Genomic DNA, 26,468 nt, shown 5'->3' on the forward strand with positions numbered 1-26,468 from the left:
CACTGGAAAAGATAACGGTATAAAACAGTATCTGTCTTCAAGGGAAGAACATGGAACTGCAGTATCGCTTGCTGGCCGAGCTGGAATCCGATTTCGACCGTCTGATCGAGGCGGTCGAACAGCTGGCAACGGCCTACGCCAACAATCCGACACCTGCCTGGGCACTGGGCGAGACGACGGTCGACGCGCAATGGCTACGCAGCGCACTGACCGACTTCTGGTATCAGGACGGACAGGACGGCCGCGAAACACGCAATTACATCGGCGTGGTCGTCGCGGGGCCGGCGATCATGGACGCCGTCCAGACGGTCAATCTCGGCAAGGCCCGATTCGCCGCGACGCTGAAACGCATTCGCCAGTCTGCCCCTCGACTCATCTCCGAGGTCAAGGCCGTGCTGCCTTTCCGGCATCCGGTACTGCATGATCATCTGCGTGGCCAAGGGCTCGCTAGGCTTCATCTCAAGCAGTGCTGGCGCCAGGTGCCTATCGCCGACGCGCCGTTATCGCGGATCAGGCTGGCTTGGTACACCAGCGGCCGCTCGATCAAGCGAATGAGCGTGGCCGACGCAGAAGCCAGGTTGAAGCAGATGGACCTGTCGGCGTCTCATATCCAGATCCAGTTGCGCAAGCTCGCCGACATTCCGGACGGCGAGCCACTGGCGCAGATCCAGCAGCAGGCACCGGTGATGCGTGCCAATCTCTTCTTCCGCGAAGCGCTGGCGGACGGGCGAATGCGGCGCGCCATGAACCTGCCCTTGCCGCTGTTCATTCCGGACCCGGCACTGAAACTGCCACATCTCAACGACCCGCCGATACGGCCGCCGGCAACACGAACCCGTGCACGCCGTTCCGATCAGCGACTGGAGGACGATGTCTTCCTGAAGAGCTTGCGCATCTACCGCTATCGCAACCCGGCGCTGGAGATCGCGCTCGACAAACAGCGCGAGCAAGACGCCGTCGACGGCAGCGACGATTCGGAAGTCTGACCCCGCTCAGCACCCTATGGCGCAACGCGGATTGGCAGCATCTCCCACCCTGCAGAAAACGAGACGCCAGAAACGCCGTCGCCCCTGAGTCGCGAAGCCTCGATGACAAGGCTGCAATTCAGGGGCGAACGACGACCAGGCCACTCAGAAAAGTCGGTTCAAGCCGTTCTGGGCAGCGATTCGATACGCTTCGGCCATGGTGGGATAATTGAACGTCGTATTGATGAAGTAGCGCAGCGTATTGGCCTCGCCCTTCTGCTGCATGATCGCCTGACCGATATGCACGATCTCGGAGGCCTGGTCGCCGAAGCAGTGGATCCCCAGGATCTCCAGTGTCTCGCGATGGAACAGGATCTTGAGCATTCCCGCCGTGTCGCCGGTAATCTGCGCGCGCGCGGTATCCTTGAAGAAGGCCTGGGCGACCTCGTAAGGCACCTTGGCTTCGGTCAGCTCCCGCTCGGTCTTGCCCACGGAGCTGATCTCGGGAATCGTGTAGATACCGGTGGGAATGTCATCGACGAAGCGGAATTCCTCGCCGAGAAATTCGTCACTGGCGCTGCGTCCCTGGTCGTAGGCCGCACTCGCCAGGCTCGGCCAGCCGATCACGTCACCCACCGCGTAGATGTGCGGAATCTGGGTACGGTAGTGGCCGTCGACCTGCAACTGGCCACGGCCGTTGGGCTCGAGACCGATGTTCTCGAGGCCGAGTTCATCGGTATTACCGGTACGTCCGTTGGCCCAGAGGAAGGCATCGGCGCGAAGCCGCTTGCCGGACTCCAGGTTGACCACCACGCCAGCCTCGTCGCCCTCGACGCTACGATACGCTTCGTTGTGTCGAATCAGCACACCGTTGTTGCGCAGCTCATAGGAGAGCGCATCGCTGATCTCGTCATCGAGGAAGGAGAGCAGGCGCTCGCGGGTGTCGATCAGATCGACCTTGACGCCCAGGCCGGAGAAGATGGAAGCGTACTCCGAGCCGATCACGCCGGCACCATAGATGATCAGTGTCCGCGGGGTATGCGACAGCCCGAGAATGGTGTCCGAGCAGTAAATCCGCGGATGGCGGAAATTGACGTCGGCCGGACGATAAGGCCGTGACCCGGTGGCGATCACGAATTGAGGAGCAGTGAGCTCTTCCGCGCCTTCGTGATTGTCCCGCACGACGACCGTATGTTCGTCGCGAAAGCGTGCCACGCCGAAAAACAGATCGATGCGATTGCGAGAGTAGAACTTGGTACGCAGTTCGACCTGCTGGTCGATCGTCACGCGAGAACGCTCCAGCACCTTGGGAAACGAGAACCAGCGCGGCTCGCCAATATCACGGAACATGCGGTTGGTATTGAACTGCATGATCTGCTTGACCTGATGTCGCAGCGCCTTGGAAGGAATCGTTCCCCAATGCGTGCAGTTGCCACCGACAGACGACTGCCGTTCGACAATGGCGACGCGCTTGCCATGTTTCGCCGCATTGATCGCGGCGCTCTCACCCGCGGGTCCCGAGCCGATGACCACGACGTCATAGTTGTGAACTGCCATTTGCTTCGCCTACTCCTTACATGATGGCTGGTACGACCTGATTGGATCGTGGCGACCGACAAACGAACCCGATACTGCCGCTACTCAACGTTTGACGGCGTTGTAGCCAAGATCCGCACCGCGATTTTCATCGCTGCGCCGGCGCGCACCAGCGACATTCTTGCGACTCTCTTCTTCACAGACCTTGTCGTTGCCACCGCAGATCTCGCAGCCGCTTTTGAGGCCGAGGGTATTGAGACCACCGCAGGAACCGGCAATCGGCTTGCGTCCCAGGATGACACCAATCGCCATGCCGCCTACCAACAGCAGCATGATGGCGAAGGCCAGAATCCAGATCGTCATGACTGATCCTCCTCTTCCGAATCTTTGAGATAGTTTTGAAACGCCGTGGACACCCGCGTTTCGAAGCCTTCCGGCGTTTTGACAACGAGATAGACCGCCAGGTTTTCACGCTCGGCCATGGCAAAGCCGGCGTCCGGCCCCATGACATCGATGGCCGTCGCCAGGGCATCAGCGGTCATGCAGTCAGCCGTGATCACCGTCACGGAAACCAGATGATGCGTGATCGGGCGTCCGGTCCGCGGGTCGATGGTATGCGAATAACGCTTGCCATCGCTTTCGAAATAGTTGCGGTAGTCGCCCGATGTCGCCACTGCCGAGTCATCCAGCTCAATGATACGCTGCACGCTACGTTCGTTCGAGACCGGCTTTTCCACCGCGATCCGCCACGGCTGCTCGCCGGGCTTGCTGCCTCGCGTGCGAATTTCGCCGCCCACCTCGACCAGGTATCGGCTCACCCCCAGGTCGTCCAGCGCCCGGGCGACGGCATCGACACCATACCCCTTGGCAATACCGGAGAGATCCACGTAGACCGGTTTGGTCTTGGTCAGCGTATCACCATCGAGTTGGAGTGCCTTGTAGTCGACCGCCTCCAGCGCGGCGGCGATCTCCTCGTCATCGGGCACGCGATCCGGGTGCTTGTCCGGACCAAAGCCCCAGAGATTGACGGCCGATCCGACCGTGACATCGAAAGCGCCGTTGGACATGTTACCCACGCGAATCGCTTCCCGAATCACCTCAGCCGTCTCCGGGGAGAGCTCGAACGGCTCGCCCACTACTGCCTGGTTGAAGCGCGACAGCTCGGAGTCGGGCTTGTAGGTCGACATCAGGCGGTCGACGCGATGCAGTGCATCCTTGACCGAATGCTCGATCCTGTCGAGCTGTTCGTCGTCGTAGTCACCGTAGAATGTGACGTGAAATCCGGTGCCGAAAATCGGTCCTTCCAGCCGGTAGGATTGAGGTTCGCGCTCGCACCCGGCCAGCAGTGCGAATAGCAGCAGGGCCAATCCCAGAAGGATCGGCCCTGTCACTCGGCGCTGGGGCCGTTCGATCATCCGCCGAAATCATCCAGCATGATGTTTTCGGGCTCTACCCCCAGATCAGTCAGCATCTTGATCACGGAGGCGTTCATCATCGGCGGCCCGCACATGTAGTACTCGCAATCTTCCGGCGCCGGATGATTCTTGAGATAGTTCTCGTAGAGCACATTGTGGATGAACCCGGTCGGCCCTTCCCAATTGTCCTCCGGCTGCGGGTCGGAGAGCGCCAGGTGCCATTCGAAGTTATCGAACTCCTCGGCCAGCTGGTCGTACTCCTCGTTGTAGAACGTCTCCCGCCAGGAGCGAGCGCCATACCAGAACGACATCTTTCGCGTGGACTTCAGGCGCTTGAGCTGATCGAAGATATGGCTACGCATGGGCGCCATGCCCGCACCGCCGCCGATGAACACCATCTCGGCCTCGGTATCCTTGGCGAAGAATTCACCGAACGGCCCCATGACGGTCACCTTGTCGCCCGGCTTCAGGCTGAAGACGTAGGTCGACATCAGCCCCGGCGGATGGCTGGATTTCGGGGGCGGCGTCGCGATACGGATGTTGAACTTGAGAATCCCTTTCTCTTCGGGATAGTTCGCCATCGAGTAGGCGCGAATCACCTCTTCGTCGTTCTTGTGCGTGAGGTTGAACAGCCCGAAGTTCTCCCAGTCGCCGCGATACTGCTCCTCGATATCGAAATCGGAGAACTTCACGTCGTAGGGCGGCGCCACCAGCTGCACGTAGCCACCGGCACGGAATGCCACTTCCTCGCCTTCCGGAAGCTTGAGGTTCAGCTCCTTGATGAAGGTCGCGACGTTGGGATTCTCGATGACCTCGCATTCCCACTTCTTGACGCCGAAGACCTCATCCGGCACGCGAATCTTCATGTCCTGCTTGACCGGCACCTGGCAGGAGAGGCGCCAGCCTTCCTTCTTCTCACGCAGGGTGAAGTGAGACTCCTCGGTCGGCAGGATGGAGCCGCCGCCTTCGCTCACCTGGCATTTGCACTGCGCGCAGGAGCCGCCGCCGCCACACGCTGACGACAGAAAGATGCCGTTGGCAGCCAGGGTCTGGAGCAGCTTGCCCCCGGCCTGCGTCGTCACGGTGTTGTCAGGGTCGCCATTGATCTCGATCGCCACGTCACCGCTGCTGACCAGCCGGCTGCGTGCGGCCAGGATGACCGCCACCAGCCCCAGCACGATCACGGTGAACATGACGACGCCGAGCACGATGATGGATGTATCAACCATGTCGGGTTCCTATTTCCTTGTTGCGTTGATGTCGTTGCCTGAACGCCATGGGTCTTGCTGGCGTCAGAGCTGGATGCCGGAGAAGGACATGAAGCCCAACGACATCAGACCGGCCGTGATGAACGTGATCCCCAGCCCCTGCAGGCTGCCGGGCACATCACTGTACTTGAGCTTTTCGCGGATACCCGCAAGCGCCATGATCGCCAGCGCCCAGCCAGCGCCCGCGCCGGCACCGTAGATCACCGACTCGCCGAAGGTGTAGTCACGCTGCACCATGAACAGCGAGGCACCCATGATGGCGCAGTTGACGGTGATCAGCGGCAGGAACACGCCCAGCGCGTTGTAGAGCGCAGGCACGAACTTGTCGAGGAACATCTCGAGGATCTGGACGATCGCCGCGATGACGCCGATATAGCTCAACAGCCCCAGGAAGCTGAGATCGATGTTCTCGGCGCCCTCGAGGCCGGTCCAGCTCAGCGCACCGGCCTTCAGCAGATAGTTGAGGATCAGGTTATTGACCGGCACCGTGATGGTGAGAACCACGACGACCGCAATGCCCAGACCGATCGCCGAAGAGATCTTCTTGGAAACGGCCAGGAACGTACACATGCCGAGGAAGAACGCCAACGCCATGTTCTCGACGAAGACCGCCTTCACGAACAGGCTGAGATAGTGCTCAAACATTGGCAGTCTCCTTGATCTTGGCCTTGCTGTTGGCAACGATTCGGTACTCCGTCTTCTCGATCTGCTCGGGATTGAGCGAGCGCAATATCCAGATCAGCAGACCGATGACGAAGAAGGCTGACGGCGGCAACAGCATCAGCCCGTTGGGCACGTACCAGCCACCATTCTGTACGGTCGGCAGGATAGTCAGACCGAACACGCTGCCCGACCCCAGCAGCTCACGAACGAAACCGACGATCAGCAGGATGACGGCATAGCCGAGCCCGTTGCCGACGCCATCGAGGAAGCTCATCGCCGGGCCGTTCTGCATGGCGTAGGCTTCGGCGCGTCCCATGACGATACAGTTGGTGATGATCAGACCGACGAACACCGACAGCTGCTTGGACATCTCGTAGGCATAGGCGCGCAGCACCTGATCGACCACGATGACCAGCGACGCGATGATCGTCATCTGCACGATGATGCGGATCGACGACGGAATGTGATTGCGGATCAGCGAGACGAACATGCTGGAGAAGGCCGTCACGGCAATGACCGCGAGCCCCATGACCAGCGATACGCTCATGGAGTTGGTCACCGCCAGCGCGGAACAGATCCCCAGTACCTGCAGGGCGATCGGGTTGTTCTTGAAGACCGGTGACAGAACGACGTCTTTTACGGAGTCCGTAGCCATCTTCACGCTCCTCCTTGGGAATCGTCGTGGAATCGGGCGAGATATGGGGCATAGCCCTCGTCACTCAGCCAGAACCGCAACATGTTGGTGACGCCTCGGCTGGTGAGCGAGGCTCCCGACAGCGCATCGACTTCGTACTCGCCGCTGGCACCGCCTTTCACGAGTTGAATCTGGGGATCCTGAAAATCTCCGTCCTCGTAGATTTTCTTGCCGTCCCACTTGGCCTTCCAGCGCGGGTTGTCGACCTCGCCGCCGAGGCCCGGGGTTTCGGACTGGTCGTAGTAGGAAAGTCCCACGATGGTATTGCCATCGCCACGCACGGACAAGAAGCCCTCCATCAGCCCCCACAGCCCCTGGCCGCGGATCGGCATGACGATCTGGTCCGGATCGTCGGGATTCCCGACGAGATAGACCGTCGAGAACTTCTCCTGGCGCCCGATACCCGCGATATCGTCATCGCCCGACAGCGTGCGAGACGTTGCCGGATCTCTGGCGGCGTCGAACTGATCGTAGTTGTTCGGGTCCAGATCTTCGGAGTAGTCGCCGGTTTCCAGATTGACCACACGCGGCGTGATCAGCTCGGCGTACTTCTCCTCGATGTCATCGCCCGGCTTGTAGAGCTGCGTGACCTGCAGGATGTTGCTCTTGCGGTCCAGCGCCTGGTTCTGCAGTTGCTTCGGCTTCAGCACCACGGCCGCGGACGAGACGACCACCGAGCAGATGACGCAGAGAGAAAATGCGACGATCAGCGTCTTCTTGATCGAGTTGTTGCTCGCCATCAGACAGCCTCCTTTTCGGTGGGCGTCAGGCTCGCCAGCCGCTTCTGGCGACGTTTGATATTGGCCTGCACGAAGATGTGATCGATCAATGGCGCGAACAGGTTGGCAAACAGGATTGCCAGCATGATGCCCTCGGGGAAAGCCGGGTTGACCACACGGATCAGCACGGTCATCACGCCGATCAGCGCACCGAAGATCAGTTTGCCGTTGTTGGTCATCGACGCCGACACGGGATCGGTCGCCATGAACACCATGCCGAAGGCGAAGCCACCCAGCACCAGATGCCAGTACCACGGTATCGCGAACATCGGGTTGCTGTCGGAGCCGATGGCGTTGAACAGCGACGCGGTCAGGATCATGCCGAGCATGACACCCGCCATGATGCGCCAGGAGGCGATGCGCGTCAGCAGCAGCACGGCCGCGCCGATCAGGATCGCCAGCGTCGAGGTTTCCCCCACGGAACCCTGGATGAAGCCGAAGAAGGCATCCCACCAGCTGTACTGCTGATGTAGGCCTTCCATGCCGTTGAGCGCGGCGTTGGACAGCGCCGTGGCGCCGGTATAGCCATCGGCCGGCACCCAGACGCTGTCACCGGAAATCTGCGCCGGATAGGCGAAATAGAGGAAGGCACGGCCGGTCAGTGCCGGGTTGAGGAAGTTCTTGCCGGTTCCGCCGAAGATCTCCTTGCCGATCACTACGCCGAAGGTGATGCCCAGCGCCACTTGCCACAGCGGGATGGTCGCCGGCAGCGTCAGCGCGAACAGCACCGACGTCACGAAGAAGCCTTCGTTGACTTCATGGCCACGCTTGACCGCGAACAGGACTTCCCAGAAGCCGCCCACGACGAACGTCACCAGATAGATCGGCAGGAAGTAGGTCGCCCCCAGCACGAAATTGGCCCAGATGCTGCCCGGGTCGTGACTCCCCGCCAGCGCCATGGTCACCGCTTCACGCCAGCCAGCGATCGCACCGAAGCCATCGGCAATCGCCAGGTTGGCCTGAAGGCCTGCGTTGTACATGCCGAAGAACATGGCCGGGAACGTACAGGCCCAGACCGTGATCATGATGCGCTTCAGGTCGATCCCGTCGCGCACGTGAGTCATGCTTTTGGTGACGCTGGGGGGCGAATAGAAGATCGTATCGACCGCCTCGTAGAGCGCGTAGAACTTCTCGTACTTGCCGCCCTTCTCGAAATGAGGCTCCAGCTTGTCGAGCGTATTGCGAATCCCCATCATCAGGCCTCTTTCTCGATCATGGTCAGGTTGTCGCGCAGGATGGGACCGTACTCGTACTTGCCGGGGCACACATAGGTGCACAGCGAGAGGTCTTCTTCATCCAGCTCCAGGCAGCCGAGCTGCATGGCCGATTCGATGTCGCCGACGATCAATGAGCGCAGCAGCTGGGTCGGCATGATATCCAGCGGCATGACCTTTTCGTAGGCGCCGATCGGCACCATGGCGCGCTCGGAGCCGTTGGTCGACGTATTGGGTGCGTAGTTGGGCAGCCCCAGGAACTGGGAAACATAGATCCCCATGACAGAATGACGGTTGCGCCCCGGCGAAAGCCAGCCCATGAAGGCGCGCTTGTTGCCCTCTTCCAGCAGCGAGAACTGACGGTGAAAACGCCCCAGGAACTGGCGAGTCCCCTCGCACTGCGTACCGCCGAAAATGGATCCGGAGATGACTCGCGTATCTTCCGGTTTCTCGATCTCGCCTTCGAGCAGCTCCTCGCTGCTGGCCCCCAGACGGGTACGGACCAGGCGCGGATTCTTGGCTCGGGGCCCGCCGACGGCGACCACGCGGGTCGGATCGAAGCGACCTTCGACAAACAGCTTACCGATGGCGATCACGTCCTGACAGTCAAGATGCCATACCTGACGCTGCAGACCGACCGGCGAAAGATAGTGGATGTGCGTACCCACCAGGCCTGCCGGATGGAGCCCCTCGAAGCCTTCGGCCTGGATGCCTTCCAGATCGTCACCCGGCAATTGGGCATTGCCGCGACGATTCACGAAGACCCTGCCGGGCGTCAGGTGGCGGATGACCTGCAGCCCCTGGCGGAAGGCGTCGCTATCGGCGTCGATGATCACTTTGGGGTCGGCCGACAGCGGATGCGTATCGATGGCCGTCACGAAGATATCGGCCGGCACCGCGCCGAGTTCCGGCACGCGGGAAAAGGGCCTCGTTCTCAGCGCCGTCCACAAGCCGGACTCGACCAGTTGATCGACCACCTGCGACCGTGAAAGCGACGCCAACCCATCCACGCCGTGGGCCGTGAAGGTTTCGCTCTGCTCTTCCTCGTCGAGCTTGATGACCACCGATAGCAGGCGACGCTTCTCGCCCCGGTTGATCGCGACCACCTCGCCGGCGCCGGGAGCTGTATAGCGAACCCCGGCCACTTTCTTGTCGGTGAACAACACCTGGCCCCGCTTCACGCGATCGCCTTCACGGACCTCCATGGTCGGCTTCATGCCGACATAGTCGGACCCGAGCAGCGCGACATGGCGCACGGCGCGCCCGTCGTCGATACGCTGCTCCGGCGCCCCGGCAACGGGAAGGTCCAGGCCTCGTTTGACTTCGATCATAGTCTCGCCCAGTTGTCGAATCTGATGTCGATAAGGAAAAAGGTTCGACGGACGCCAGGCATGTCCGACTCCCGCAGCAAGGCTCAGGAAGAACAGGAAGGTGACGTCACGGAATCCGAATGCTTTTCTTATCAGAAAGGGTGACTTCCATGGCCCATGACTTCGATGGACCACGCCGAAAAACGCGCACCATTATAATGATGCCGACCCCCGAAGACTACTCGCCGGCACGTCAACCCGGCCGCCGGACAACGAAAAAGTCTCGGCAGCGCCGAGACTTTTTAGACTAAAGTTCAATGGACGAATCAGGGCGTGGCCGGCAGGTACCGGTGACAGACGCGGGACATGTACTGCAGGATTCTCACCACCTGACAGCTATAGCCGAACTCGTTGTCGTACCAGACGTAGAGCACCGCCTGCTTGCCGTCGGCGATGGTTGCCTTGGCATCCAGGATCCCTGCATGGCGGTTGCCGACGAAGTCCGACGACACCACTTCCGGCGAATCGACATAGTCGATCTGCTTGTGCATCGGTGAATGCAGCGCCATCTGGCGCAGATACTCGTTGAGCGCCGTGCGGTCTGTCTCTTTCTCCAGCGACAGGTTGAGGATCGCCATCGAGACATTGGGCGTCGGCACGCGGATCGCATTGCCGGTCAATTTGCCGGAAAGCGCCGGCAGCGCCTTGGCTACCGCCTTGGCCGCGCCGGTTTCCGTCAACACCATGTTGAGCGGCGCACTGCGTCCGCGGCGATCGCCCTTGTGGTAGTTGTCGATCAGGTTCTGATCGTTGGTGTAGGAGTGGACGGTCTCGACATGGCCATGGACGATCCCGTATTCGTCGTCGATGGCCTTGAGCACCGGCACGATGGCATTGGTGGTGCATGAAGCCGCAGAGACGATACGGTCTTCCTCGCCGATGGTCTGATGATTGATACCGTGGACGATATTCTTGAGATCGCCCTTGCCCGGCGCCGTCAGCAACACCCTGGCAACCCCCTTGGATTGCAGGTGCTGAGCCAGCCCCTCGCGATCGCGCCATTTGCCGGTGTTGTCGACGACGATGGCGTTGTCGATGCCGTAGACGGTGTAATCGATCTCGGCCGGCGAATCGGCATAGATCATGCGGATGTAGTGACCGTTGGCGATCAGCGCATGGTTTTCGTGATCGATGTCGATCGAGCCGGAGAACGGCCCATGGACGGAATCGCGACGCAGCAGGCTGGCCCGCTTCTCGAGATCGTCACCACTGCCGCGAACAACGATGGCACGCAGCCGAAGCAGGTTACCGCCACCGGCCTTCTCGATCAGGATGCGCGCCAGAATGCGGCCGATGCGGCCAAAGCCGTAAAGCACGACATCCTGAGGCTCTCCGCCCATGCCGCTGCCGTCGTGAGCACCCACGATGTCGGCCAGCTCGCGCTCGAGAAACGCCACGACATCGCTTTCGCCGGAGTGCTTGAACGCCACGCCCAGTCGGCCGATATCGATATGCGCCGGCCCCAGATTCAGTTCGGTCATGGCTCGCACCATCGGCAGCGTGTCGGCGACCGAAAGCTCGGTTCCCTCGACCTTGCGAACATAACGATGGTTCTTGAGAATCCGCGTCACGGAACGATTGATCAACGACCGCCCGAACAGCGAAGGGATCACGTTGTATTGACGATAGAGCTTGCCCAGAAGCGGAATCATCTCTTCCGCGCGAGCCTCGTTGTCCTGCCACTCCTGGAAGACGGTATCGAGCTGTTCCTGACTCACAAGCGGGCCTCTCTCTGATCGAATTGGGGGGTCGAATTGGCGCATCGACAGCGTCGGTCAAACGGATCGCTGGCACTGTCCGCACAGTGGTCGCCAACACTGCTTCAGAGCATCCGCCTGACCAAAAACCCGAGTATTATCTGCATCCTACGAAACGCCCCGCAATCGCCGCGTAGTCGCAAATGTTGTAGTTTCACTACACGGGCCACCGCCGATGCCTGACGTTCGACAACGGCACTCGTGGCAAGAAATGCGGCTCGACACCCCCGCCATTGCGACAGCCTGCTATCATCCCTGCACGTAAATTCGTTCTCCGAAAGGCTCATGTCGCATTTCACACCGCTCGCCCCGCCTCTGCCGACCGGCACGCGCGAAACTACCTATTGCCAACTGCCCCAGGGAAGCGCTACCGCGCTGACGCTGGCGCGCCTGGCCGACGATGCACCACTACTGGTGGTGACGCCGGACACGGCAAGCGCGCAGCGCCTCGAGAGCACGCTGCGCTTCTATGCCGACGTGCCGGTAATGCCGTTTCCCGACTGGGAAACGCTGCCCTACGACAGCTTCTCGCCACACCAGGACATCGTCTCGGCACGGCTGAGGACGCTGCGGGAACTGCAGGAAGGCACCCAGGGGATCGTGCTGGCATCGATCAATACCCTGATGCAGCGACTGCCGCCACGCGACTACGTGGCCGGGCGCGTGCTGACGCTGGCGACCGGTGATCGGCTCGATCGGGAAAGTTTTCGCGAGCGCCTGTCGCGGGCCGGCTATCGCGCGGTGGAAACCGTCTACGAGCCGGGCGAATACGCCATGCGCGGCTCGCTGATCGACCTGTTCCCCATGGGCACTGACGCCCCGCTGCGCATCGACCTGTTCGACGACGAGATCGACACGCTGCGGCGCTTCGATCCGGATACCCAGCGCACGCAGGACAAGATCGAGCGCATCGACCTGTTGCCGGCGCACGAGTACTCGTTGTCGCGCTCGGCGATCGCCTGTTTCCGGGAAGGGTTCGAAACCCTCTTCGACGTCGATCCGCGGCAGTGCCCGCTCTATGTGGATGCGATCAAGGGCATTCCCTCTCCCGGCCTCGAACAGTACCTGCCGCTGTTCTTCGAGGAGACCGCCACGCTGTTCGAACATCTGGCGGAACAGACGCGCATTGCGCTGCTGCCCGACGTTTTCGAAGCTGCCGAACATCACTGGCTCTCGATCGAAGGTCGCTACGAGAATCTCGGCGTCGACCCGACTCGCCCGCTGCTGCCCCCGGCGAAGGCGTTCGTGCCCGCGGCCGAAGTCTTCGCCGCGATCAAACAGCACCCCCGTCTCGAATTCGTGACCGACTCGGCCTCACGCCACGCCATCGCCAGCGCGACCCAATCACCGCCGGCAGTCGCGATCAATGCCCGCGCCCAGCACCCGCTGGCGACGCTGGAGGCGTTTCTCGATGCTCATCGTGATCTGCGCATTCTGTTCGTCGCCGAGTCCCGCGGGCGCCGCGAAGCGCTGGATGAGGCACTCGCGCCGCTGCATCGGGATATCCCCCATATCGATGGCTGGCAGAACTTCCTGGATGGCAACCAGCCGCTCGCGATCGCCGAGGGGGCGCTGGACGAAGGTCTCTGGCTGGGCGATCCCGCTATCGCGGTCATCACCGAAACCGAGCTCTATGGCGAAGTCGTGCGCCAGACGCGCCGCCGCGCCAAGGCGACCGACGACAACGAGCTGGCCGTGCGCCACCTCTCCGAGCTGCGCCCCGGTGCGCCCGTTGTGCACCAGCATCATGGCGTGGGGCGTTACCTGGGCCTGGAGATGCTTACCGCCGGCGGTCAGGCAGCCGAATTCCTGGCGCTGGAGTATGCCGGCGGCGCCAAGCTCTACGTGCCGGTCGACAATCTTCAGCTCATCTCGCGCTACGCCGGCGCTACCGACGAACTCGCCCCCTTGCACAAGCTGGGCTCGGACACCTGGGGCAAGGCCAAGCGCAAGGCGGCCGAGAAAGTCCGCGACACCGCTGCCGAGCTGCTCGACATCTATGCGCGGCGCGAGGCCAGGGAAGGATTCGTCAGCGACATGCCCGGCGAGGAATATCTGCGCTTCGCGGCGAGCTTTCCGTTCGAGGAGACCCCTGACCAGCACGCCGCCATCGAGGCGGTGATCGCCGACATGACCGCGCCGCGGCCGATGGATCGCGTCGTCTGCGGCGATGTCGGTTTCGGCAAGACCGAAGTCGCCATGCGCGCCGCGTTCCTGGCCGTCAGTTCCGGCCGTCAGGTAGTGGTACTCGTGCCTACCACGCTGCTGGCCCAGCAGCACTATGACAACTTCCGCGACCGCTTCGCCGATACTGCCGTGCAGATCGAGATGCTCTCGCGCTTCACTGGCGGCAAGGGGGAAGGCGATGCCCTGAAGCGCATCGAAGAAGGCCGTGCCGACATCGTCATCGGCACCCACAAGCTGCTTTCCAAGTCGGTCAAGTTCTCCAACCTGGGCCTGATGATCATCGACGAGGAGCATCGGTTCGGCGTCGCTCAGAAAGAGCGCCTCAAGCAGATGCGCGCCGAGGTGGATATTCTCACGCTGACCGCGACACCCATTCCGCGCACGCTCAACATGGCCATGAACGGCATTCGCGATCTGTCGATCATCGCCACGCCCCCGGCACGACGCCTCTCGGTCAAGACGTTCGTGCAGCAGCGCAACGAGCCGGTAGTCAAGGAAGCGATCCTGCGCGAGGTGCTTCGCGGCGGCCAGGTCTACTTCCTTCACAACGAGGTCAAGACGATCGAAGCCAGTGCCGAGAAGCTTCGCGAACTGGTGCCGGAAGCCCGCGTCGGCGTGGCCCACGGCCAGTTGCCGGAGCGCGCCCTCGAGCGGGTGATGTCGGACTTCTACCATAAGCGCTTCAACGTGCTGGTCTGCTCGACCATCATCGAAACCGGTATCGACGTCCCCAGCGCCAACACCATCATCATCGAACGTGCCGACAAGTTCGGCCTGGCCCAGTTGCATCAGCTGCGCGGCCGGGTCGGACGAAGCCACCATCAGGCCTACGCCTACCTGCTGACACCGCCGCCCAAGGCGATGACCAAGGACGCGATCAAGCGACTCGAGGCGATCACCCTGAGCGACGATCTCGGCGCCGGCTTCACGCTCGCCAGCCACGACATGGAAATTCGCGGCGCGGGCGAACTGCTCGGCGACGAGCAAAGCGGTCAGATGGAGACCGTCGGCTACAGCCTCTACATGCAGATGCTCGATCGCGCGGTCAAGGCGATCCGGGCCGGCAAGACGCCCAATATCGAAGCCCCGCTCGACGAGGGCACGGAGATCAGCCTTAACCTGCCGGCGCTGATTCCCAACGACTACCTGCCCGACGTTCAGCAGCGCCTGATCATGTACAAGCGCATCAGCAGCGCGGCGGATGAAGGCGCGCTGAAGGAACTGCAGGTGGAGATGATCGACCGCTTCGGCCTGCTGCCGGCGCCGCTCAAGACACTGTTCCGCCAGACGAGGCTGCGCCAGCGTGCCGAGCGCCTCGGCATCGCCAAGCTGGAAGCCGGAGCCGAACGCGGCCGGGTGATTTTCGGCCCGGACCCGCAGGTCGATCCGATGACGCTGGTCGAGCTGATCCAGCGTCATCCGGCAGAGTACAAGCTCGACGGTGCCGACACACTGCGCTTCCACGGTGATATGGAAAAGGAGGAAGATCGTTTCCAGCGCATCGACGCGCTGCTGGAAACCCTCAACCGCAAGGCCAAGGCGGCCTGAGCCGGGCTTCGACCGGCACTGCAATCCATAAGCTTCAAGCTGTAAGGAAAAGCAACGACAAGACACACAGTCGCTTGCTTTGCGCAACGGAGGGGCCCGGCTTCCAGCTTCCTGGGCGAAGTGCGGTGCTTCAGGCTTCCGGAGCCCGGCAAAGCCGGAGGCGGGTGATCTCGGAGGGCGCACCGAAGCGCATCGGCGGTCCCCAGTAGCCAGTGCCCCGGCTGGTATAGACCCACATCCGCCCTTCTTTGCCCAGCCCGGCCAGAAAGCGGTTGGCACGACGTGCCAGCAGGCTCCAGGGCCATATCTGCCCGCCGTGAGTGTGGCCGGAAAGCTGCAGGTCGAACCCGGCCTCTGCCGCAGCGGGCGCGGAATTGGGCTGATGCGCGAGCAACAGGCGTGTCGTTCCCGGCGGTATGTCACGAGCAGCCAGCGCCGGGTCGCTGCGATGCGCGGGAACGTAGTGTAAGCGTTCATTCCAGGACGCCCTGCCATCCCAGCGAGCGTGACCCTAAAGTAACCTCACACTCATCAACACGAGGTTACTCTCATGAGCAAGCGCCGCACTCCGGACCAATGGCAGGGTCTGATTGATCAGCAGCGCCACAGCGGCCTGTCCGCGCTGCAGTTCTGTAAGCAACAAGGCATCGGTTATGCCAGCTTTCGCAGCTGGCGCAAGCGGCTTTGCGAAAGCCCGGTCTCTGACTCGACCGAGACCGAGCAGTCGGATTTTCTGGATCTGTCGGCATTGATGGGCGCTTCGCCGTCTTGCGGGCCAGGTTGGACTATTGTGTTGAGTCTGGGTAATGGCGTCGAACTGCGGCTGAGCCAGAACGGATGATCGGGCTCGATAGCCAGGCCCGGATTTGGCTGTGCACCGAGCCCACCGACATGCGTAAGTCCTTCCGGGGACTGAGCGCGCTGGTACGCAACCAGCTCAACCGCGACCCGCTCAGTGGCCAGTACTTTGTGTTCATCAACCGGCGCAAGACCCAGATGAAGATGCTGTACTTCAGCCGCACCGGTTATTGCTTGTGGGCCAAGCGCCTGGAGCGGGGTCAGTTCCAGGTGCGTGCGTCAGCGTCTGGCCAGCGAGCGTTGACGCTGGCCGATCTGCAGCTGCTGATCGACGGCATTGAGGTGCAAAAAGTTCGCCGCTTCAAGCGTTTTTCAGCAGCGTAAGCACTCAGGGTCCGGTATAATAGCGGCCATGAAATCAACTGCTTGCACGCCTGAACCCACCGCACCGTCTCACTCGGCCCTGGTCGAGGAGAACGCGCTGCTGCGCGAGCAGGTTCAGGGGATGCAGCGCCAGCTGGATTGGTTCAAGAAGCAGCTGTTCGGCCCCAAGTCCGAGAAGCAGGTCTTTGACCTGCCGGGACAGGACAGCCTGTTCCAGCCGGAGCAGGCGCCCGTCCCGGACAAGGCGCCCGAGGATGACAAGCGCACGGTCGGCGCCTATCAGCGCGGCACCGCCAAGAAGCAGCGCGACGATGACTGCTTGAACGATACCGGTCTGCGCTTCAGCGCCGATGTGCCGGTGGAAGTCATCGAGCAGCTGCCGCCGGAGCTGACTGGGCCGGACGCCGATCGGTATGAAATCCTCGGAACCAAGACTACCTTCCGGCTAGCCCAGCGAGCGGCCAGCTATGTGGTACTCCAGTGCGAACGCCCGGTATTGCGCCGCAAAGGCACCGACAAGCCAGTGACCGCCCCGGCGCCGCCCAACGTGCTCGACAACAGCCTGGCCGATGTCAGCCTGCTGGCCGGACTGCTGGTGGACAAGTTCCAGTTCCATCTGCCGCTGTACCGCCAGCATCAGCGCATTCAGCAGGCTGGGGTCACCGTCAGCCGCAGCACGCTGAGCAACCTGGTCAAACGCGCCATCGATCTGCTGCGCCCCATCGTCGATGCCCAGACCGATAATGTGCTGCGCAGCCGGGTGCTGGCCATGGACGAAACGCCAATCAAGGCCGGCCATCAGGGCCGGGCTGGCCCGCAAAAAGGCAAAATGAAATCCGGCTGGTTCTGGCCGCTGTACGGCGATGACGATGAGGTGGTGTTCACCTACTCCAACAGCCGTGGACGGGGCCACATCGAGCAGGTGCTGAGCGAGCAGTTCACCGGCACGCTGATCAGCGACGGGTACGCCGCCTATGCCCGCTACGCCGCAGCACAGGACGGCGTTACCCATGCCCAGTGCTGGGTCCACGGCCGGCGTTACTTCATCGAGGCCCAGAAGGAGCATCCGCAGCAGGCTGGCGAGGCGCTTCAGCAGATCGCCAAGCTCTATCACAACGAAGACAACATCCGTGCTCAACAGCTCACTGGCGAGACGAAGCGCCAGTACCGGTTGGCGCACTCGAAGCCAGTCGTCGACGACTTCTTCCAGTGGTGCCGCGATCAGTTGGAACGTGGCGAGCTGTTGCCCAGCGATGCGCTGACCAAAGCCCTGAATTATATGCTCAGCCGTGAAGCGAGCCTGACCGTGTTCCTGGAAGATCCAGACGTACAACCGGACACCAACCACCTGGAGCGGGCGCTGCGCCCCATTCCAATGGGCAAGAAAAATTGGATGTTTTGCTGGACGGAACTCGGCGCCGAACACCTCGGGCTCATCCAAAGCCTGATCACCACCTGCAAACTGCATGACGTCAATCCGTACACCTATCTGGTGGATGTGCTGCAGCGCATCAGCCAACACCCGGCCAGGGAGGTCGCGCAACTGACGCCAAGACGGTGGAAGACCCACTTCGCGGACAAGCCGTTACGCTCGTTGCTCGATCCCCGTCATCCGCACAGACAGCCCGAATCACCAGAGGCCGTTCGCCATGCGCATTGATGAGATGACCCTCGATCAGTTACTGGAGCTCAATGACGTCATCTGCCAGCGCATCGATGAACTCAAGGAACAGGAAACCCTGCAGGCGCTGAGCCAGCTGCGTGTCGGGCTCAAGGTCTCCTTCAGCACCCGGGAGGGACGGGCGTTCGGCATCGTTACCAAGATCAACCGCAAGAGCGTGATCGTGCTGGCCGAAGACGGAACCACACAGTACAAAGTCTCGCCGCAATTACTGACACCGCTTCATGAAGTGAAGTGATCAGCTTGCCTGGGGGCGTCTACTACGTCCCCGAATGAACGCTTACAACGTAGTACCCCGCCGACAGATCGGTAATGCCGGCAACGGCCAGTTCCGCCCCGTCATGCTCGACAATGTCGCACTCGTTGATCAGCACGCGCATGCCCAAGCGCCCAAAGGCGGCGACCCACGCCTCGGCTTCGCTGTAGTACTCATGATTGCCGGTCACGCAGAATGCGCCATGCCGAGCGCTCAAGTTCGCCAACGGCGCCAGGTCTTCTTCCAGCTCCGCGACGCGGCCATCGGTCAGATCACCGGTTATCGCGACCAGATCCGGCGTCAGCGAATTGACCCGTTCGACGATACGCTGCAAGTGCTGGCGCTTGATCGTCGGGCCAATATGCAAGTCGCTCAACTGAACGATCGTCAGTCCCTCCAGCGCGGCAGGCAACCCGGCCAGCGGCACCGACACGTCGACGACGCGGGGCACCCTTCTCGCCTGCCACACCGAATAGACCGACAACACTGACGTTGCGATCAGCACGCCCCAGGCGCTACCGGCGACCAGCAAGGCCGTCGGCGCAGTCGCCACGTGCCAGGTCGCGAGCAGAATGTCCCGGGCCAGCGTGAGCAGCAGCAGGAAGGAGAATACCCCCGTCATCACTGCGACCGGCCAGGCGAACCAGCGGCCGTTGAGCCAGGTCACCCGGACCACCCAGGGCATCAGCAGCGCACTGGTGAGCAGGTAACCGGCGCCGACGATATTGCTCCAGACGCCCAGCGAGAGCCCGGACAGCAGGCGCCAGCCGACATAGCCATGCAGCACGAGCAGGACCAGCCGCAGACGCAAAAGCGATCGATGGTGTCGCAAGTTCAAGCATTCCTTGCATTGAATGAGCGAAAAAACCGGTATGCCGGCACGCGGCAATTCGACAACGTCTCTCCCCGGTGGCCCCGGTGGCCCCGGTGGGCCGGCATGAGGTGTCGATGCAGCCATGACGATGCCTCAAAGTAGCCCCGCCTGCCATTGGCCGCAACGCGAAGCGTTGCGCTATCCTTGGCGGTCGCGGCGGCGTCAGCCCGCCGCGTCTGTCACCTGTCTGGAGCCAATGTCCGCATGAGCTACGCTACTGGCCTTTCCCGTCTACCGTTACGTAACGCCGCTTTCATTGCCAGCCTCTGCCTGCTGGCCGTTTCCCTCGTCGGGCTTGCCTCATCCTCATACTGGTGGTGGGGCGTGGTCATCTTCGGCGGCCTGTCATGGCTAGGATTTCACGACACCCGCCAGAAGCGCCGCACCGTCAGCCGCAACTATCCCATTCTGGCGCACTGCCGCTATATCCTCGAGTCGATCGGACCCGAGATTCGCCAGTACTTCATCCAGTCCGATCTCGACGAGCGCCCGTTCTCCCGGGAACAGCGCGCCGTCGTCTATCAGCGTGCCAAGAACGAGAGCGACAAGAAGCCTTTCGGTTCCTTGATCGACATGTATGCGCCCGGCCACGAGTGGATCAACCATTCGCTGCGACCGACCCATATCGACGACAGCGACTTCCGGGTCCGGATCGGCGGCAGCCTCTGCAGCCAGCCCTATTCCGCCAGTGTGTTCAATATTTCGGCCATGAGTTTCGGCTCGTTGTCCGGCAATGCCATCGAAGCGCTCAACGCCGGCGCTCGCAAAGGCAAGTTCTATCACGACACCGGCGAAGGCTCGATTTCTCGCTATCACCGGATTCACGGTGGAGATCTGGTCTGGGAGATCGGCTCCGGCTACTTCGGTTGTCGCCACGACGACGGCAGCTTCAATGAAGAGCGTTTCGCCGCCAACGCGCGCGACGAACAGGTCAAGATGATAGAGATCAAGCTGTCGCAGGGCGCCAAGCCGGGCCACGGCGGCATCCTTCCCGCCGCCAAGGTCACCGCCGAGATCGCCGAGGCGCGAGAAGTGCCCATGGGCGAGGACGTGGTCTCCCCCGCCGGCCACAGCGCTTTCTCCACGCCGCTGGAGCTGATGACCTTCATCGGACGCCTGCGCGAGCTGTCCGGCGGCAAGCCCATCGGCTTCAAGCTGGCCATCGGCCACCCCTGGGAGTGGTTCGCAATGGTCAAGGCCATGCGCGAAACCGGCCAACGCCCCGACTTCATCGTCGTCGACGGAGGCGAAGGCGGAACGGGCGCCGCGCCGCTGGAGTTCATCAACCGTCTGGGCGTGCCGCTGACCGAGGCGCTGATGCTGGTGCACAATACTCTGGTGGGTGCCGGACTGCGCGAGGAGATCAAGATCAGCGCCGCCGGCAAGATCACGTCCGGATTCAACATCGCCCGGACCCTGGCGCTGGGTGCCGACTGGTGCAACGCGGCACGCGGCTTCATGTTCTCGCTGGGCTGCATCCAGGCGCTCAACTGTCACTCCGACAAGTGCCCCAGCGGCGTGGCGACACAGGATCCCAAGCGCAGCCGCCACCTGGATGTCGCCGACAAGTCCGAGCGGGTCTACAACTTTCACCGCAATACGCTCAAGGGCCTGGCCGAGATGCTCGCCGCCGCGGGTCTGCAACACCCCTCGGAACTCGGCCCGGAACATATCATTCGGCGCGTATCCGCCGACGAGATCCAGTCTTACGACAAGCTGTTCACCTTCCTGAAGCCGGACGAACTGCTCGAAGGCAACAGCGAACACACCGTCTTCCGGAACTACTGGGAAGAGGCGCGCTCGGACTCCTTCCTGCCGCCCGCTCAACTGGCCGAATTGCGGCTGACCAAGCTGCGCTGATCGCCAACGTCAGCTCTCGGCTTCGCCAAGGCCGGCGCTGGGTGCCGCCCAGCGACGGTCGCCGGTGAACAGGGTTTCGACCAGCACCGGCGTCGAGATCCGGCGAACGCTGGCATCGAGGGTCGCTCGCCACCGGTCCGCCTCCTCGATGGAGAGCGGGTGACCCTTGACGAGTACGACATGAACGGTGACATAGAGCATCCGGCCCGGCCGGACCATACGGATATAGATGGCATCGGTGGGCAACGCCGCCAGCGCTGCCGTGATCGCCGCGCGTACCGGGTCGACCACATCGGGCCGCGGCGAGCGGTTGAGCAGCTCCAGAATCGCATTCTTGGCAACGCGGACGGGAACCCCCAGACAAAGCAGCACGACCGCGATCACCAGCCACGAGTCCACGTAGGGAACGACGGCATGCCAGCCTAGCGCTTGCACTACGGGGATCAGACAGAAAGCCAGTAGCACCGCGGCGGAGATCAGCGCGTTGACGCGCCAGTTGTCGATATCGGCTTCGAGCAACGGACTGCTGACATGACGACTGACACGCCGCAGCACGAGGACCGCCAGCGTGCAGGCTGCCGTTGCCAGACAGGCGTAGCCGATCGAGATGCCCGCCGCGATCGTGTTGCCGCCCGTCAGCAGTGCCGTGATCGAATTGAATAGCGCCAGCGCCGACACGCCCAGCATCAGCAAGCCCTTGCAGGCGTTGACCATCGACTCGAAGTAGCCGTACCCGAACGGATAGGTATCGTCATCGGGGGCCACGACCAGCCGCCCTACGCGCAGTGTGAAGACGCCGACCACGGCATAGATGGCGTTGAAAAGCCCGTCGAGGAGGATCGCCTGGGAACCGGAAAGCACCGCAACCGTGAGCGCAAGCCCTCCAATGAGCGCGGCCATGACCGTCGAAAAGCGAAGCGCACCGCTCTCGGTAGTGGGCCATCCCGTTTTCATCGCGCCTCTACCCCTCGTCGTCCGAACGCTCTCGCCGTACCCCCATGCATCACCGCGGATTCGCAAACGCCGCAGTGGCTCTCGCGATCTGTATAATGCGCCGTCAACGAATCCCATACTTTCGATGCAGGAGCTGCACGCTCTATGGCTAATTACGCCTGGACCATCTCAATGCTCGCGATGACCATCGCTTTCATCACCTTCTTCACTTTCAGCGCCACCCGGCGTCGCGCGCTACTGGTGACCGCACTGGCATCGGCCGCCATCGCCGTGGTCATGGCGCTGGTAGCGGGTCTGATGCAGTAAGGGACACAGCGGTCCGCGTCAGTCAGCGCCACGGATCGCGGCAGGATTGTGCCGCCCCCTCACGGGCCAGAGGACGCAGAGCCGGCTAGTGGACCGTCGCCGGCGCTTCTTCGGCGGCATCTTCTTCATCGCCTTCCCACAGGTGGGTCCGCGTGATTGCATGATCGAGCATTTCGCGGGCCACGTCGAAGCGGCTGCGTCGCAGCAGCTCGACGGCCTCTTCGGAGAAGCGGATCGAGACGAGCGGTTCACCCGTTGCCTCTGCCGGTCGCAGCACCACTTCTCCGTTGGCAAGTTCGACGATTTCCAGAATCGCGATATCGGACACGGCTCACCTCTCTTGTCACTCTCTTTCATGGAGTGACGACTCGAATAAAAGAACGGGACCAATAAAAAACGACCAGAGCCTGGGCCCCGGTCGTTGATGTCTGGATTCAGGCTAACACGTTTACCCCGAGCCAGTCACCACTCGCTACTGCCTTCGCGCAGCGCCGGCAGCAGCGCCTTGAATTCACGATGGCACCAGCGCAGCGTATCGCCCAGCGATGGGGCGCCAGCGCTGGCAATCAGCCCGGCCCGTGCATCGCGGCGGGCCACGCCGTCGGCGCCGTGCAGCGCCTGCAACCGCGCAAGCAAAATACCCAGCCAGCTTTCGGGATCACGGGACAAGGCCCGTAGCCGTTCTAGCTCGGCCACATTGCCCCCCGTCGCCCGCAGCCACGCCTGCCAACCGTCGTGGGGCAGATCGGTATGCTCGGTGACTTCTCTTAGCACGGAATCCAGTGCCAGCCCCAGTTGGCCCAGCGCGGCCTCCTCCAGCGCCATGCGGCGCGCTGTCGCGTGCTCGTCGTCGCCCGGCTCGATCGTCAGCAACAGTTCAGCCTGATAAAGCAGCTGATTGGTACGGGCCACCGAGGTCATTTGCGCTTGTCCTCCACCTGCCAGCGGCCATCTTCGTAGACGGCACGCCAGCCGGTTGCCTTGCCCTCTTCGTCGGTCATGACGAACTGGCTCTTGGTCTTGCGCGAGAAGCGGATCTGCGCCGGTCGACCGTCAGGATCCTCGCTCGGCGCTTCGAGCAGGAAATGGTACTTCTCGGGCAGAGCGTCGGCGTGCGCCTTCAGCTCCTTGACCAGCGGCGGGCGGGTTTCCCGGTTCTTGGGAAACTGACTGGCCGCCAGGAACAGGCCGCTGGCGCCGTCGCGCAGCACGTAGTGATCGTCGACCTTCTGGCAGGCCAGCTCCGGCATCGGAATCGGATCCATCTTGGGCGGCGCGACTTCGCCACTCTTCAACAACTTGCGAGTGTTGCCGCAACCCTCGTTGGTGCAGGCGAAATACTTGCCGAAGCGACCGCTCTTGAGCTGCATTTCGGAGCCGCACTTGTCGCATTCGATCACGGGACCATCGTAGCCCTTGATCCGGAAACGCCCCTGCTCGATCTCGTAGTAGCCGTCGTCATCGTTGCTAATATACAGCTTGCGGCCCTCGTCGATCAGGTAACTGTCCATCGCCGTGCCGGTGTTCGGGTTACGACGCTTGGCGCGCAACGCTTCCGTCTCGGCCGCCTCGTCGGCATCCGCGGGGACGGCTTCCTCTCCCGGGATCAGATCGATGGTCGTCTTGCAGCGCTCCTTCGGCGGCAGGTTGTAGCCGGAACAGCCCAGGAACACGCCGGTCGACGCGATGCGAATCTGCATCGGGCGGCCGCAGGTCGGGCACGCGATATCGGTCTCGATGGGCTCGTTGGGTCGCATGCCATCCTCGCCTTCGGCACGCTCGAGCTTCTGCTTGAAGTCGGCGTAGAAAGCATCGAGCAGCTTCTGCCACTGCTCGTGCCCCTCGGCGACCTCATCGAGTCGGTCTTCCATGCGGGCGGTGAAGCCATAGTCCAGCAGGTCGTTGAACGATTCCACCAGGCGATCGGTCACGATCTCGCCGAGCTTCTCGGCATAGAAACGCCGGTTGTCGAGCTTGGCGTAGCCTCGGTCCTGAATGGTGGAGATGATCGCCGCATAGGTCGACGGGCGGCCGATGCCGCGCTTCTCGAGCTCCTTGACCAGGCTTGCTTCGGTGTAGCGCGCCGGCGGCTTGGTGAAGTGCTGCTGCGGATCGATCTGCTCGACCTCGAGTGTCGCGCCCTCGCCGATATCCGGCAATTGCGCCTGCTCGTCCTTCTTGGCCACCGGCTTCATCACGCGGGTGTAGCCGTCGAACTTGAGCACCCGGCCACGAGCCTTGAGCTCGAATCCGGCCGTTTCGATGGTCAGCGTGGTGGCGAGATATTCCGCCGGCACCATCTGGCAGGCGACGAACTGACGCCAGATCAGCTCGTACAGCCGCTGGGCGTCGCGCTCGACGGGCAGGTCATCGGCCCGCTGCTTGACGTTGGAAGGACGAATGGCCTCGTGCGCTTCCTGGGCGTTCTGCTTGCTCGAGTAGCGATTCGGCGCTTCCGGCAGGTAGCGGTCACCAAACTCCGACTGGATGTAATCGCGCACGCCTGCGACTGCATCCTGGGAGAGGTTGGTGGAGTCGGTACGCATGTAGGTGATGTAGCCGCCCTCGTAGAGCCGCTGGGCCAGCGTCATCGTCTTCTTGACGGAGTAACCCAGTCGTCCGCTGGCAGCCTGCTGCAGCGTCGAAGTAATGAACGGCGCATTGGGCTTGGAGCTGGTCGGCTTGGTTTCGCGGCTGGTGATGTCGAGCATGTCCTGACGCAGCGGCGCGATGCGGTCGTGGGTCTCTTTCTCGGAGGTAGGACGGAAAGTCTCGCCGTTCTCGCGGACCACCTCGAAGCGGATCGGTTCACCATCGGCGGTGACGAGGTCGGCGTGAACGTCCCAGAACTCTTCCGGGTTGAATGCCCGAATAGCGCGCTCACGATCGACGATCAGACGTACGGCTACCGATTGCACACGGCCAGCGGAGAGGCCACGAGCCACCTTGCTCCAGAGCAGTGGCGAGACCATGAAGCCCACGACGCGATCCAGGAACCGGCGACTCTGCTGCGCCTCGACACGGGCAATGTTGAGTGTGCCGGGCTGCTTGAAGGCTTCCTGGATGGCATTCTTGGTGATCTCGTTGAACACCACGCGCTTGTAGCGCGAGTCGTCGCCGCCAATGGTCTCCTTCAGGTGCCAGGCGATCGCCTCTCCCTCACGGTCCAAATCGGTCGCGAGATAGATCGTATCGCTCTTGTCGGCCAGCCTCTTGAGCTCATCGACCACCTTCTCCTTGCCCGGCAGGATCTCGTAATTGGCCCGCCAGCCATGTTCGGGGTCGATACCCATGCGCCGAACCAGTTGATCCCACTGCTTCTGCTTCTTGTACTCCGCCTTCTCTTCCGGCGACATCTTGCGGGTGATTGCCGCCTGCTTCGCGCGCTCCTTAGGATCGCTGGCCTGCTTGGAAGAACCACTGGTCGGCAGATCACGAATATGCCCGACGCTCGATTTCACCACGAAATCGTTGCCGAGATACTTGTTAATGGTCTTGGCCTTGGCCGGCGACTCAACGATAACCAGTGACTTGCCCATAGCGCTCCTGCTTCTTTATATAGCGGTGGTCCCAGCCGGTGGCGTGCTCGACGGCAGGGAGTGGGGCCGACCGGAAAATCCGCCTACCCTACCCTAGCCTTTCTCATGGCGCCAGCCGTAGCTTGACTTTGCCCAACGTTGGCGGTGCCATGTCAATGGCCCTTCATCATGGGGCTAACGAGAAGAATTCCAAGTTACGCCGTCGTGTCGTCTTGGGCTTTTCGGGCCTTTCATCCATGTCGCGTCTGGCGCTTGCACGCTACACTCGAATCCGTAACGTCGTCGTCGCGAAAGGCTTTTATACTGCCAACGCCAACAGTCTCCGGGGCCTGTGGCGGTCTATTCGCCATCCGATGCCGAGAAGCGGCCCCCCGTTGAAACGTCGGCCATACCTGCGAAGCGTTGTCTGTGGCACATTTA

At 62.1% G+C, this 26,468-nt stretch carries 24 protein-coding genes; 8 read left to right on the top strand and 16 right to left on the bottom strand.

The genetic code is table 11. The features are described from left to right. Positions 1–50: 50 nt before the first annotated feature. On the top strand, positions 51–986 hold the full coding sequence (locus ACWHY3_RS10225) for a DNA replication terminus site-binding protein (RefSeq protein ID WP_256961299.1): 936 nt from the start codon (positions 51–53) through the stop codon (positions 984–986). 144 nt (positions 987–1,130) lie between these two features. Here the strand turns inward: ACWHY3_RS10225 and sthA are convergent, their stop codons facing one another. From sthA to ACWHY3_RS10275, 10 genes are all read right to left on the bottom strand, one after another. After that, positions 1,131–2,522, bottom strand: a complete 1,392-nt coding sequence (sthA, locus tag ACWHY3_RS10230; protein WP_087719831.1) for a Si-specific NAD(P)(+) transhydrogenase — start codon at positions 2,520–2,522, stop codon at positions 1,131–1,133. 84 nt (positions 2,523–2,606) lie between these two features. After that, positions 2,607–2,864: a (Na+)-NQR maturation NqrM gene (gene nqrM / locus ACWHY3_RS10235; RefSeq protein WP_087719832.1), complete on the bottom strand. Its 258-nt coding sequence runs from the start codon at positions 2,862–2,864 to the stop codon at positions 2,607–2,609. Next, complete coding sequence (locus ACWHY3_RS10240) at positions 2,861–3,916, bottom strand: FAD:protein FMN transferase (RefSeq protein WP_303855437.1); 1,056 nt, start codon at positions 3,914–3,916, stop codon at positions 2,861–2,863. Before ACWHY3_RS10240 ends, nqrM begins: the two co-directional genes overlap by 4 nt. Then, a complete protein-coding gene (nqrF, locus tag ACWHY3_RS10245) occupies positions 3,913–5,145 on the bottom strand; it encodes an NADH:ubiquinone reductase (Na(+)-transporting) subunit F (protein ID WP_087719834.1) in 1,233 nt (410 codons plus the stop codon). The genes ACWHY3_RS10240 and nqrF overlap by 4 nt, the downstream gene beginning before the upstream one ends. Before the next feature lie 63 nt (positions 5,146–5,208). Further along, positions 5,209–5,829: an NADH:ubiquinone reductase (Na(+)-transporting) subunit E gene (gene nqrE, locus ACWHY3_RS10250; protein WP_071233099.1), complete on the bottom strand. Its 621-nt coding sequence runs from the start codon at positions 5,827–5,829 to the stop codon at positions 5,209–5,211. Next, positions 5,822–6,502: an NADH:ubiquinone reductase (Na(+)-transporting) subunit D gene (locus ACWHY3_RS10255; protein WP_448126464.1), complete on the bottom strand. Its 681-nt coding sequence runs from the start codon at positions 6,500–6,502 to the stop codon at positions 5,822–5,824. The genes nqrE and ACWHY3_RS10255 overlap by 8 nt, the downstream gene beginning before the upstream one ends. A 2-nt stretch (positions 6,503–6,504) precedes the next feature. Continuing rightward, positions 6,505–7,284 carry a Na(+)-translocating NADH-quinone reductase subunit C gene (locus tag ACWHY3_RS10260; RefSeq protein WP_087719870.1) on the bottom strand — a complete coding sequence of 260 codons (780 nt, stop codon included), beginning with the start codon at positions 7,282–7,284 and terminating at the stop codon, positions 6,505–6,507. Next, positions 7,281–8,516, bottom strand: a complete 1,236-nt coding sequence (locus ACWHY3_RS10265) for an NADH:ubiquinone reductase (Na(+)-transporting) subunit B (RefSeq protein ID WP_303855441.1) — start codon at positions 8,514–8,516, stop codon at positions 7,281–7,283. Before ACWHY3_RS10265 ends, ACWHY3_RS10260 begins: the two co-directional genes overlap by 4 nt. Beyond that, positions 8,516–9,865 (bottom strand): Na(+)-translocating NADH-quinone reductase subunit A, encoded by a 1,350-nt coding sequence (locus tag ACWHY3_RS10270; RefSeq protein WP_448126465.1) that lies wholly within the window; start codon positions 9,863–9,865, stop codon positions 8,516–8,518. Before ACWHY3_RS10270 ends, ACWHY3_RS10265 begins: the two co-directional genes overlap by 1 nt. Positions 9,866–10,170: 305 nt before the next feature. After that, on the bottom strand, positions 10,171–11,622 hold the full coding sequence (locus tag ACWHY3_RS10275) for a glyceraldehyde-3-phosphate dehydrogenase (protein ID WP_448126466.1): 1,452 nt from the start codon (positions 11,620–11,622) through the stop codon (positions 10,171–10,173). Positions 11,623–11,946: 324 nt separating this feature from the next. On the opposite strand from ACWHY3_RS10275, the gene mfd reads away from it, so the two are divergent. Beyond that, a complete protein-coding gene (mfd, locus tag ACWHY3_RS10280; protein ID WP_448126467.1) occupies positions 11,947–15,396 on the top strand; it encodes a transcription-repair coupling factor in 3,450 nt (1,149 codons plus the stop codon). A 130-nt stretch (positions 15,397–15,526) separates the two neighbouring features. On the opposite strand, the gene ACWHY3_RS10285 is transcribed toward mfd, so the two are convergent. Continuing rightward, complete coding sequence (locus tag ACWHY3_RS10285) at positions 15,527–15,790, bottom strand: metallophosphoesterase (RefSeq protein WP_448126468.1); 264 nt, start codon at positions 15,788–15,790, stop codon at positions 15,527–15,529. Between the two features lie 156 nt (positions 15,791–15,946). On the opposite strand from ACWHY3_RS10285, the gene tnpA reads away from it, so the two are divergent. Genes tnpA through ACWHY3_RS10305 form a run of 4 tightly spaced genes read left to right on the top strand, consistent with a single transcriptional unit; the run spans position 15,947 to position 18,497 of the window. After that, complete coding sequence (gene tnpA, locus ACWHY3_RS10290; protein WP_087721070.1) at positions 15,947–16,237, top strand: IS66 family insertion sequence element accessory protein TnpA; 291 nt, start codon at positions 15,947–15,949, stop codon at positions 16,235–16,237. Then, positions 16,234–16,578 (top strand): IS66 family insertion sequence element accessory protein TnpB, encoded by a 345-nt coding sequence (gene tnpB, locus ACWHY3_RS10295; RefSeq protein WP_087721071.1) that lies wholly within the window; start codon positions 16,234–16,236, stop codon positions 16,576–16,578. The genes tnpA and tnpB overlap by 4 nt, the downstream gene beginning before the upstream one ends. A 28-nt stretch (positions 16,579–16,606) precedes the next feature. Next, positions 16,607–18,238 carry an IS66 family transposase gene (gene tnpC, locus ACWHY3_RS10300; protein ID WP_179208974.1) on the top strand — a complete coding sequence of 544 codons (1,632 nt, stop codon included), beginning with the start codon at positions 16,607–16,609 and terminating at the stop codon, positions 18,236–18,238. Further along, positions 18,228–18,497 carry a hypothetical protein gene (locus ACWHY3_RS10305; protein ID WP_087721073.1) on the top strand — a complete coding sequence of 90 codons (270 nt, stop codon included), beginning with the start codon at positions 18,228–18,230 and terminating at the stop codon, positions 18,495–18,497. Before tnpC ends, ACWHY3_RS10305 begins: the two co-directional genes overlap by 11 nt. Before the next feature lie 22 nt (positions 18,498–18,519). Here the strand turns inward: ACWHY3_RS10305 and ACWHY3_RS10310 are convergent, their stop codons facing one another. After that, on the bottom strand, positions 18,520–19,347 hold the full coding sequence (locus ACWHY3_RS10310) for a metallophosphoesterase (RefSeq protein ID WP_448126469.1): 828 nt from the start codon (positions 19,345–19,347) through the stop codon (positions 18,520–18,522). A gap of 246 nt (positions 19,348–19,593) precedes the next feature. Between ACWHY3_RS10310 and ACWHY3_RS10315 the strand changes: the two genes are divergently transcribed. Beyond that, on the top strand, positions 19,594–21,249 hold the full coding sequence (locus ACWHY3_RS10315; RefSeq protein ID WP_448126470.1) for an FMN-binding glutamate synthase family protein: 1,656 nt from the start codon (positions 19,594–19,596) through the stop codon (positions 21,247–21,249). 9 nt (positions 21,250–21,258) lie between these two features. Here the strand turns inward: ACWHY3_RS10315 and ACWHY3_RS10320 are convergent, their stop codons facing one another. After that, positions 21,259–22,203, bottom strand: a complete 945-nt coding sequence (locus ACWHY3_RS10320) for a cation diffusion facilitator family transporter (protein ID WP_303854543.1) — start codon at positions 22,201–22,203, stop codon at positions 21,259–21,261. A 144-nt stretch (positions 22,204–22,347) separates the two neighbouring features. On the opposite strand from ACWHY3_RS10320, the gene ACWHY3_RS10325 reads away from it, so the two are divergent. Further along, positions 22,348–22,509, top strand: a complete 162-nt coding sequence (locus ACWHY3_RS10325; protein ID WP_179208918.1) for a hypothetical protein — start codon at positions 22,348–22,350, stop codon at positions 22,507–22,509. 85 nt (positions 22,510–22,594) lie between these two features. Here ACWHY3_RS10325 and ACWHY3_RS10330 read toward each other — a convergent pair whose 3' ends face one another. The 3 genes from ACWHY3_RS10330 to topA form a co-directional block, all read right to left on the bottom strand. Further along, on the bottom strand, positions 22,595–22,837 hold the full coding sequence (locus ACWHY3_RS10330) for a hypothetical protein (RefSeq protein ID WP_071233109.1): 243 nt from the start codon (positions 22,835–22,837) through the stop codon (positions 22,595–22,597). 134 nt (positions 22,838–22,971) lie between these two features. Next, the gene (locus tag ACWHY3_RS10335) at positions 22,972–23,430 is read right to left on the bottom strand and encodes a DUF6586 family protein (RefSeq protein WP_303854544.1); all 459 of its coding nucleotides are present in this window, start codon (positions 23,428–23,430) and stop codon (positions 22,972–22,974) included. After that, complete coding sequence (topA, locus tag ACWHY3_RS10340) at positions 23,427–26,048, bottom strand: type I DNA topoisomerase (protein ID WP_087719844.1); 2,622 nt, start codon at positions 26,046–26,048, stop codon at positions 23,427–23,429. Before topA ends, ACWHY3_RS10335 begins: the two co-directional genes overlap by 4 nt. Positions 26,049–26,468 lie beyond the last annotated feature (420 nt).

This window comes from Salinicola sp. NYA28a (assembly GCF_976982775.1).